General features: G+C 43.4%; 9 protein-coding genes. 6 read left to right on the top strand and 3 right to left on the bottom strand.

Annotated elements, in window-relative coordinates; translation table 11 throughout:
* Positions 1-267: 267 nt before the first annotated feature.
* Complete coding sequence (locus tag HN980_04875) at positions 268-1,386, top strand: DUF2786 domain-containing protein (GenBank protein MBT6928809.1); 1,119 nt, start codon at positions 268-270, stop codon at positions 1,384-1,386.
* Here the strand turns inward: HN980_04875 and HN980_04870 are convergent.
* Complete coding sequence (locus tag HN980_04870; GenBank protein MBT6928808.1) at positions 1,376-3,655, bottom strand: hypothetical protein; 2,280 nt, start codon at positions 3,653-3,655, stop codon at positions 1,376-1,378. The two genes, HN980_04875 and HN980_04870, sit on opposite strands and share 11 nt — an antisense overlap.
* Positions 3,656-3,860: 205 nt before the next feature.
* Here HN980_04870 and HN980_04865 point away from each other — a divergent pair, with 205 nt between their 5' ends.
* The 4 genes from HN980_04865 to HN980_04850 are packed head-to-tail and all read left to right on the top strand — an operon-like array spanning position 3,861 to position 7,439.
* A complete protein-coding gene (locus HN980_04865) occupies positions 3,861-4,955 on the top strand; it encodes a protein kinase (protein MBT6928807.1) in 1,095 nt (364 codons plus the stop codon).
* Positions 4,945-6,756 carry an ABC-F family ATP-binding cassette domain-containing protein gene (locus tag HN980_04860; GenBank protein MBT6928806.1) on the top strand — a complete coding sequence of 604 codons (1,812 nt, stop codon included), beginning with the start codon at positions 4,945-4,947 and terminating at the stop codon, positions 6,754-6,756. The genes HN980_04865 and HN980_04860 overlap by 11 nt, the downstream gene beginning before the upstream one ends.
* 12 nt (positions 6,757-6,768) lie before the next feature.
* On the top strand, positions 6,769-7,248 hold the full coding sequence (locus HN980_04855) for a hypothetical protein (GenBank protein MBT6928805.1): 480 nt from the start codon (positions 6,769-6,771) through the stop codon (positions 7,246-7,248).
* A gap of 47 nt (positions 7,249-7,295) precedes the next feature.
* A complete protein-coding gene (locus HN980_04850) occupies positions 7,296-7,439 on the top strand; it encodes a hypothetical protein (GenBank protein ID MBT6928804.1) in 144 nt (47 codons plus the stop codon).
* Here HN980_04850 and HN980_04845 read toward each other — a convergent pair.
* Together HN980_04845 and HN980_04840 are read right to left on the bottom strand one after the other, a co-directional pair.
* Positions 7,434-7,757: a hypothetical protein gene (locus HN980_04845; GenBank protein MBT6928803.1), complete on the bottom strand. Its 324-nt coding sequence runs from the start codon at positions 7,755-7,757 to the stop codon at positions 7,434-7,436. The genes HN980_04850 and HN980_04845 overlap by 6 nt on opposite strands.
* A 111-nt stretch (positions 7,758-7,868) precedes the next feature.
* A complete protein-coding gene (locus HN980_04840) occupies positions 7,869-9,002 on the bottom strand; it encodes a branched-chain amino acid transporter (GenBank protein ID MBT6928802.1) in 1,134 nt (377 codons plus the stop codon).
* Between the two features lie 174 nt (positions 9,003-9,176).
* On the opposite strand from HN980_04840, the gene HN980_04835 reads away from it, so the two are divergent.
* Positions 9,177-10,746, top strand: a 1,570-nt coding sequence (locus HN980_04835; protein MBT6928801.1) for a penicillin acylase family protein, incomplete at its 3' end; no start/stop codon positions are given.

Genomic DNA, 10,746 nt, shown 5'->3' with positions numbered 1-10,746 from the left:
CCCCTCTCGCCGTTGTCGTAAAAGTAAGATTGTATCTTTACGTTTGTTATAGGAAAAACAAAGAAAGGAAGTACAATCAATGACAATGGCGACAGCTGTGCGTCCGCTGCGCGCGCTCTGCGCAGTGGGCGCGCTCTGTGTGCTCTGTGTCTCTGTGGTGAAAAAATTGGGGTTTGTTGCTTTTTATTGCAGGAGCGGCAGAGCACCCTGGGAAACTTTGTGGTAAAAAAATCGGTAGCGCGTAACATCACTAATTAAGTGTAAGACATGATGGAAGATAAACAACTACTATATTCTCAGGCCATAATATCGTTTCTTAGAAAAATAAAGAAGCAGGCACGCGAAATCCTCCGCGACGAAGTCGGAGCGAAAGTCGGCAAGAGCCGCTTTACTATATCTTCTTATACATACCCGCTTAATATCGTCGTCTTCGAGAACCCTCGACACCTTGGATATTTCGATGCCGATATCTACGAGATAGGAATACACAAAATCCTTATGCTTTCTCATAACAAAGAACAGCTGTCAGCGATACTACGACACGAGATCGCTCATTACCTGACCTTTATACGATATGGTACCAGCGTCGAAGACCATGGCAAGGAATTCCGTAAAACCTGCAGGAAATGCGGCTGGGAAAAAGACGTCTATGGTGCCTCGACAAAAGGAACAGAAATTGATATGCCTTCGTCACTTTCGACTTCGGCGCTTTCACTGACACGAAAGATACAGAAACTCCTAGCACTAGGAAGCAGCAGCAACCATCACGAGGCAGAACTGGCGACAATAAAAAGTCAGGAGCTAATGGTGAAATACAACATCTCCAAAGCAGAAAAATTACTCGATGACGACGACGATGAGATGATGGTGAAAAGGGTATTACAACATAAAAGATATTCAGCGAAATTAGAAGCTATGACAACGATACTGCGTACGTTCTTTGTCTTTCCCGTGATAAACTCCGGGAAGTCGTGCGTATACCTTGAAGTCTTCGGTGATCCTTGTAATGTCATAACGGCAGAATATGTCGCAGCATTCTTAGATAAAGAGTTAGAGAATCTATGGCTTTCAAAGAAAAGAGAAAAGAGAATGCCTAAAGGTTTAGCCAGCAAAAACTCCTTTTTCCGTGGTGTGGCAGAAGGGTTCTGCAATAAAATAAAGGAACAGGCGAGCAAAGACACCGAAAAAAACTCAAAGGCGCTAACAGTCCTTACAAAAGACCTAGAGCGAAGGGTTCCTATGGCATACCCAAGGCTTAGAAAACGAAACAGCAAACATCGCCATTGCTCACAAGGAGCAGCATTAGGGAATAAAGTTGGAAAAGAGCTGCAAATTCGTAAGGCGTGTACAGAGAAGTCGAAAGACAAGAAATTCCTTATCGGATAAACATTACAGCGACATCATCATCATCATCATCATCATCATCATCACTAGAATCGACACCTTCACCAATTGGAGACAATGATTTGGAGTCATCATCATGAGCATATAAAGTCTTAACCCGCTGCTTGACATCTTCAGCAGAGCGAGCAATTCGTAAGGCCAATTGTTGTTCCTGGGGGGCTTTCGATAAAAGGGCAGTATCCCTTTCTATTGAATCTAATGAAAGTATAATCGTGGCAAGCGCACGAGAAGCTCTTTCTGTTTTTTCTGAAGCTCTTGGAAAATAAGAAAAGGAGCGGGTTTTTTTTGTGTGCGGAGTGGTCAAAAGATTTCTAGGTGGTAAAATTCCTGTTCGTGTGCATTGTAGGTTTTGTTGACAAATAGAGTCTCTTCTGCTGTGTCCTACAGGGATAGTTTCACTACGAGTTCTCTCCCGCAGTCTAGCCATAAGAGTTTTTGCGAAGTCATCTAAAGCCAAGCTTTTTAATGATATGTACTCGTCATTAGCGATTTGTGCCCCACTGCGGTTGATTTCCAGGACTTCTCCAACACAACAACTCGTCCTTTTTTCAGCGCTGTATAGTTTTTCTATGTTTTGAGTTATTGTTCGTATTTGTGAGAAATAGCTTTCCGTTTGTTCTAACGTCCATCCTGCAGGATTTTTTCCAGCAGGGCTTTTTGAAGATTCTAATACTGTGCCTTGCTGCTTATCAATTAACTCTTGTAAGTAATAAAGAGCCGCTTTTAAAGGGAAGTAAGTTCTTTCTTCCATAATGAGTGCTCGGCCTAAGGCGAAGATTGCTTGTCCTTGATATTTACCCTTTGCTATGTCGGTTAGATTACCCGTAAATTTTAGATAACTGTCTTTAGCAGCACGCAATCTTGATATCGCCTCTTCATCTTCCATGAAAAGAGCAGGGTTCTCATCATATTCCAAAAGTGTTTTTAAGTGTTCGTCATTAGGAAGCATCTCTGCCCACAGGGCTGGGGCTTCTTTTTCTATGCTAATTATAGGATCGGAAATGCTTTTTCCTAGGTCAGCGATAGGAACAGCACAACACTTAATTTCCTCTACAATAGTTTCTATTGTTTGTGGTTCTTTCCTAAAACCTTCTACTAATGTCATAACCCGTGCCTTCATCTTTTCTTCGATATCTTCGTCAGAAAACCTAAAATCTTTAGGATTGCGACCTTCTAATTCTGAAACAGCAATGCCGACTGGAATGGGGATAATTTCCCCAGCGTTACTTATCGTCCCTAGCGATCCGAATTCGCTTAAATTAGGAACCGTGCCGTCGATTTGTTTTTTAATAATATCTAACATTAAAGGAGTGACAAGGCTTTCTTCTTCACATTCGCATAAAAGATTCATGATATCTAGACCATATGCTTTTTTGCAGGCTTTTATAATTTCAGACAGATCGCGCACTGTCTTTTTACGGCTTGAGCCTTCACTGCCAGAATCCATGGTACTGCTTTTGCGGGAAAAAGTGTTTAGGTCGTATCGCATGCTACGGTCATGATTACATGCTGAGCAAAAAGCCAGCGCTCTTAAGGTCTCATCAGAGCCTTCCATCAAAAGGAAAGTGTTTTGGGCTACACCTGAAGAGTGATCGATATTGTGATAGGGAAGCTCTCCTCCAAAAGAGTACTCTACCTCTAATAGGCCGACAAGGGAAATGCCATACAAAAGACATGCTCGTATTTGTGCTAATTTGTCCTTTTTATCTAAAAGTTCGTCTTGCAAGAGCTCGTTTATTCTGTTTGGCATATAATTCTGTAATGCCTCTACGCTCTCGCTATATGTTCTATGAAGTAAAGTATTCTCGATGTCAGTATTTGAAGTGGAATCTGTACGCAAAAGCCGAAAAAGAGTTTTTAGTTGCATTATGAACGCAGAAAATTTTGTTATATCAAAAGGATAGGCTGATATGCATTCTTTGCCGCATTTTTTTAGGGAGGCATTTTCCTGCCTAATGCTTTTGAAAAAGGCCTGTTTCTTTTCACCAGAAGCAGGGCTTGCGAGAGCCATGACAAGAGAGCGCAGAACGAGTTTATGTTCGATGCTTGAACTTGATGAAGGAATGTGTGATAAAGCAGGAGCTTCCCTTTGAGCTATTGCCGTGCGGGGAGGTGTATGTAAATATTGTTCACGGATTTTATCAAGAGCTTTTCCTGTTTGGAGTGGTTCGGGCTGTGTGGAGACGCTTTCAGAAGGCAAAGCAACATATAATTCTGCCCGTTTAATATTAGTTGTTGATGGCGCACTCATAAAATCCTTTTGTTTTGTTTGTATTTAATAACAATAAAGCTGTTTTTGCTTTTTAAAAAGTAAACTATAGCTAGATAGTATTATCTTGTCAAGCTTTTATTATAATAATGGGTAAGGAGTATAGGATAGCACTTATCGATTGTCTTATTATAACAAGAAGAAGTACAATTACATAGGAAAAAATCAAAAAATACCAAGGTGGCCGATGAGATACAGAAAACTACTGTTTATACCGCTTGTCGCTTTTGCATTTACATGCTTTGCTAGCGAAAATAGCCAGCATGACAGCACTATATCGAATGCTGCTTTCGAATATGTAGTGTCACCATCAGAGACATATAAAATCATTGAAAAACTCGGAGAAGGCGCCCTTGCGGAAGTCTTCGCCGTAGAGAATTCCCATGGCGAAAGCTTCGCGCTGAAAGCATACAAACACTGCGAAGAAACGCTCCAAGGGGTTTTCTGGGAGCACCTTAAAGATATAGAAAGAGAATATCAGCTAGGGCTTATAGTCAACCACCCAAACATCGTTAAGCCTATAGAATATTTCTTCGACGTTACCGAAGAAAGCGAGTATGTGGGATACCTTGTCATGGAGCTCGTCGAAGGAGAGACAGTGTATAATTCCGAGCGTAAGATGTGCTCACAACAAAAGTCTATAGTATTGGCAGGACAGCTTCTCGACGTCCTTCATTATGCCCATTCTCTTGGCTTCATGTATCTCGACCTCCATAGCAACAATATTATGATCGAAAAAGGTGAGGATATCAAGATTGTCGACCTTGCAAGCTTTTTTTCCTACGAAGAGCTAAAAGAATTCTTCGACAATGACACCACTACCACTGCCGACGACGAAACAGCGGCGCAACAAACATCTGACAGCAGTGAAAAAGATAATACCCCTCCGAAATTGACGACGGTACGAAAAAATAAACTGCAAAAGTTCTTCGAAAAGCACAAAAAACTCGTTAAAGTTGTAAAAAAAGAAATTGATCGCATTAAAAAAATTCCGAAAAGAATCTCGAAGAGCAACGACGCCTATTGTTATGACGACACCGCCGTCGTCAAGAAGCATATGGACCCTATATATATAAACAGAATAGCAAAACTGTGTAGGACCCTGGTGTCGAAGTCCGACAGTATGAAAGATGAAAAAATCAATGTCTTTATTAATATTATGAGCATAGTGTGGGACTTCGAAGAGAGCCTTGAAGAAGACGAAGATGTTGTCTTCGAAGAATGTTTACAAAGTTTGCAAAACACATTATACCAATCCCGGAAACACTATGATACACGTTGAAGGAATATCAAAAAGCTACGGAGGAAGGACGCTTTTCTCCGACGTCAGCTTCACAATAGGAAAAGGGGAGCGCTGCGCCCTCGTCGGTAGTAACGGTTCAGGAAAGACGACGCTGCTAAAGATCCTCTCCGGCGCCGAAGAAGAAGATTCTGGAAAGATACGTATCCCAAAAGGTCTGCGTATCGGAGAACTCCCTCAGCATCTACGTTTCGAAGAAGGCACCCTCGTAGAAGAGGCTTTGCTAGGGCTTCCAAAGGAAATTCGCGATGAGAAATACCGCGTTGAGAAGATCCTCAGCGGCCTGGGATTCTCCGAAGAAGACTTCAGCATGCCGCCAAACAGCTTCTCCGGAGGGTATCAGCTGCGCCTTGCCCTGACGAAAGTCCTCGCTGGAGAGCCAGACCTGCTTCTTCTTGACGAGCCGACAAACTACCTAGACATCGTAGCAATACGGTGGCTAGAGAAATATCTACGCGCATGGCGTGGACAGATATTGTTCATCTCACACGACAGATCTTTCGTCGATGCCTTATGCACCCACGTTATCGGCATAGGACGTGGCGCTATGACGAAAATCGCTGGAAACCTAGAGAAATACCACACCACAATATCACTACAAGAAGAGACGTACGAACGTACCAGAGAGAAGATAGAGAAAAAGAAAGAACAGATGATCTCTTTTGTTAAACGCTTCGGAGCAAAAGCAACGAAAGCGTCACAGGCACAGTCGCGGATGAAAGCCCTTGAAAAGATGGAAACCCTCGACACCCTACAACACGAACGTGACCTTGCCTTCAGCTTTCACTACAAAAAATGCTATACCAAGAAAGTCCTAAGCGCTCACAACCTGTTTTTTAGCTACAACGCCTCAGAGAAACTTATAGAAAACCTCACCTTCGAAATCGGCAACGGAGAACACATAGCAATAATAGGGAAAAACGGAAGAGGGAAGTCCACGATACTGAAACTATTGTCTGACATGCTTACACCGTCTTCAGGAGAAGTCGTCGCCGGTAATAATGTCATAAAGGCATATTTCGGACAGCAAGATATCGCAGCATTAGATATGACGAAGACAATAGAAGAAGAGATAGTCGATGCCATACCAACAGCAGCATACGACGAGATCCGTAGCGTCTGTGGGACGATGCTCTTCACCGGCGACGACGTCAAAAAGACGATAAGTATATTGTCGGGAGGAGAACGAAGCCGCGTCCTTCTTGCAAAGATAATGCTTACACCGGCAAACGTCCTTATCCTCGATGAGCCGACACATCACCTCGACATCGCTTCGATAGAAGCCCTGATGGACGCTATAGAACGTTTTCCAGGTACCGTAATCATGGTGTCGCACGACGAAGCGATACTTCATAGATTCAAAGCCAATAAGATAGTGATATGCAATAAAAGCCGTCAGCAGACGTTCCTAGGAGATTACAGCACCTTCCTAGATAAAATAGGGTGGGATGACGACGCCACAAAGACAAAAACTTTCGACGGTAAAAAGGTCAGCGCCAAAGAAGAAAGACGCCTCCGTGCAGAAATCCTCGCAGCAAGAAATCTTAAGCTTCGCCCTATAAAAAAACGTATGGAAGTCGTTGAAGCGCGAATAACAGCTCTTGAGGAAGAAAAGCAGTCACTTGAAATTATGTTGGTCAACGTTGCGCAAGAGAATGGTGACGATATGGGGCATTTGACGCGTAAGCATGGGCTGGTAAATAAAGAGATAGAAACTTTTTATTCCCAGCTTGACGATCTTATGTGTAGAAAAGAAGAAATCGAAAAAACAATGAATACCTAAAGAGAAAAAACAATGAATGTCATGGAATCACTGAGAGCTTCAGTAAATGAACTCAATCAAAAAAATGGTCTTTTAGATATAGTAGAAGCGATAGATGCACCGAGAGGTCAATGTAGTGTTAGATACAACCCTATATACAACTTATTCTCAGGGCATAAAGATCTATGGAAGCAGATAGTAACAAAGAAAGGTCATGCCCACTTCAAAAACAGGTTTACGGGTATCTCCATAGGATTCCAATCTCATGGTAATGGTAATTCTATCCCTTCTACACAAGCAAAAACAATGGCTGACCAGCTTAAAGAACATATAAATTTACTCGCCACAAAAATATTTGAATGTGAAGTGGAAACGCTGAAAAGCGGAAAGGTCGATTTTGAGCTTGTAGAGCAGCGTTATCGAGAACAACACTCTTCAGAAAAGGTGTCACCGAAAAACAAAAAGGTGGAACAAATCTCAAAACACAGGCCAGGAAAAAAAAGACGTCGATAGAAACATAGACAACAAAAGACGAGAAAGAAAAACACGACCTCGAAAATATGATGGTATCGGCAGCGCAGCAAGCCACAGGAGACATGCAAACCCTTACGCGCAAGCACGGCACCATACATAAAAATATCGAAGCGCTATACAACGAACTCCACGATCTTATCGAAGAACAAGAAACTATAGAAAAACTATAGAGAAAAGCCTTTTATTTCATCGTTGACCTTCTCTAAAAGAGCATCTTTTGCATCTTCTAGAAGCTTCTTGGCTTCTGGAGAGTTCTTGTCGAGATATTTTAGGATATATTCCGCGAGATCGACAGCTTCTTGATATTGCTCTGTGTCATAGAAATATTCTGCTTGCTCGAGAAGATAGTCTACCTTAACTTCAACGGTTTCTAGCGTCTTTGCTTTGTCAATAGCAGCAGAACTCGTTGCTACGTCACCTTTGGCATCACAGCCCGATAAGATAAAAGCAAAAGATATTAATATAGCGCCTATTATAATTTTTTTCATGGCATACTCCAATAGTATATGGTTTTAGAACAGCATTTTTTAGAATATACTTCGCAGAAAAAATGTCAAACTTTATTTCAATGCCTTACTAAAAGCTATACGCTATAAGAATTATTCGTCGATGAGACTTTCAAGGGTGCCGCCAGCCTTCTTGTTCTTATAAACAATGCGCGTGACATTGTAGATAATAAGTACGACAAGGATAGGATAGCATACGCGCAACACCGGCGCTGTAACAGACGTTATACCGCTGAGGCCGAAGAGCGACATCACAAACGTCGCAATCAAGGTGATGTCGATGGAGATGACGTTATTACGCTTTCCGAACGATTTTATGGCATATACCTTGAGGAAGTCGGCATAGACGATAACGATAGCAACGGCAGTGGTGAAACACGCCAAAACGATCGCTATAGAAGATATTATGCCGAGATGTGTCCCAAGTGTTGCCTTGGCAATAGTAGCAAGAAGCTGCTCTTTAGGGACGCCGACGAGGGCGCCGCTGTTTACAGAAGCAAGATATATAAGGCCGGAATATACCGCACCGATAAGGCTTATGCCTATGAGGCTCGCGCGTAATGCCAAACTCAACGACGCCGAATGGTTGACGTTGTTGCGCTTGAGCAAAGAAATAATAGACGCCGCAAAAAATAGCGAAGCTATAAGGTCCATGGTATTATATCCTTCACGGATGCCAAAAAAGACGTGAGATGCTACGCCGGCATTAACATCACCTTCGGTGACGACACCGCCGAAAATACCTTTTATTATTATTATAGCAAGGCACGTCAAAAGCATAGGCGTCAAGACATACCCCAATATAGGTATTATCCTGCTTCTATGGTGTACGACGAGGAAGACAAGGAGACAAAAGACAGAACTAAAGACCCACACCGGCGGAAGCCATGTGTATGGCTGTAGGCTTGCATAGCTGAGTGCTATACATCGCGGTGCAGAACCTAACGGTATCCATATGGTAAGAAGTAGCGCCGTCAGCAAAAAGCCACCGTATTTCCCCAAAGTTTCGAAGAAACGCTTGTAGTCGCCATGGAAGATCACCATAGCAATGACGCCCAAAAATGGAGCGAGGACTCCTGTCAAGATGAAGCCAATAGTAGCAGGAAACCACATGCTCTGCGCCTCATTCCCGATAAATAGCGGGAAAATAAGGTTGCCAGACCCAAAAAACATAGAAAAAAGTGCTAAACCGACAATAAGCGCCGATGGTTTTTTTAAGTGCATCATGATGTGTGAACCCCTTATATAAATACAAAATATTTTACTGCAGATGTCATTAAAAGTAAAGACTTTTATCAATGATCAATGATCAATGAACAATGATCAATGTCTTATTTAATCTTGAAAGAAAATGGTCTCTTTAGCATAATGACAAAGAAAAAATTTTGGAGAAAAGGTCTGATGAAGAAGCTTAAAAAATACATAATAATAACCGTTTCGGCGCTAATCATCATATCTGGAGCCCTCGCCGGCACAATATACCATTTCGTCAAAGGCGGCATAGCGCAATACTCCGGCACTGTAGAACTTCCTGGCTTGAGCGCCCCCGTCACAATAGAACGCGACAGCTACGGCATCCCCACGATAAAAGCTTCGAACCGTGCCGATATAACACGGGCGATAGGCTTCACGCACGGACAAGAACGCTTCTTCCAGATGGACCTCCTCAGAAGGAAATCGGCAGGAGAGCTTTCTGAGCTCGTCGGTAAAAAAGCCTTGCCCCTCGACAAGAAGCAGCGCTTCCATCAATTTCGCAAGCGTATGCAAAAAAACTTTGAGATGATGCCCGAAGCAGAAAGAAAAGACCTTATCGCCTATGCTGAAGGCGTCAATGCAGGCGTCAAAGCCTTGTCAAAAAAACCGTGGGAATATTATCTTCTTGGTGGAACGCCACGAGAGTGGATGCCAGAAGATAGCATGCTTGTCGGTATCGTCATGTTCCAAGAGCTGCAAGACTCGACGGGAGAATTCGACCTCTCACGAGGATATATGGAGAAGCTGTTGCCTCCGGACGTATACGAATTTTTTGTTAACAACGGCTCGGCATGGCAGGCGACATTGGACGAAAGCATCACTCCTATGAAACCGATCCCTGGCGAAGAGTCGTTCTCATACCTCTATAAAAGAGGCCTTACCGAAGAGGAACAATTCCCCGAAATAATGCCTATCGGTAGTAATAACTGGGTTATGGACGGCAGCCACACAGGAGGACAAGGCGCCATCGTCGCCTGCGACATGCACCTAAGCCACAGCGTTCCTAACGTATGGTACCGTGCACATTTTGAATATTACAACGACAAAGGCGAGGAAATCGTCGTCGATGGCGTGACATTGCCGGGAGCTCCACCGATAGTCTTAGGAAGCAATGGAAACGTTGCTTGGGGGCTTACCGCTTCGGAGATCAACGCCACCGATATCGTCATCATAGAAGAAACGGAGCCAGGATATTATAAGACACCTGACGGCGTGATGGCATATGAAAAAGATACGGAAATCATCAATATCAAAGGCGGAAAGACTGCAGAATGCGACGTCATTAACACAATATGGGGTCCCGTCCTAGACAAGACCTTCTTCGGTAAGCCTGTCGCATTGAAATGGGTCGCCCATGAACTTCTAAGTGTTAACATGAAACTCGTCCTCTTCGAAGACTGTGTGACGGCAGAAGAAGCCCTCGAAAAAAGCAAGAACGTCAGAACCCCCGCACTCAACCTCGTCGTCGGCGACAGCGAAGGCAATATAGGCTGGACACTGATAGGATACGTCCCCAAAAGAAAAGGCTACGAAGGTAATATACCTGTCTCTTTTGCCGACGGGACAGCATCATGGGAAGGATGTCTCGACGCCGAAGAATACCCCATAATATACAATCCCTCCTCAGGGATCTTGTGGACGGCGAATAACAGAACCCTTGGCAACGAATGGACAGGACTCCTCGGCGATGGCGGATATTTTAGCTCGGCACGCGCAT

The sequence above is a fragment of the Waddliaceae bacterium genome (genome assembly GCA_018694295.1).
Taxonomy (GTDB): Bacteria; Chlamydiota; Chlamydiia; order Chlamydiales; family JABHNK01; genus JABHNK01.
Note: the sequence above shows the minus strand (reverse complement) of the source record. Positions and strands in the feature narration are given on the sequence as shown.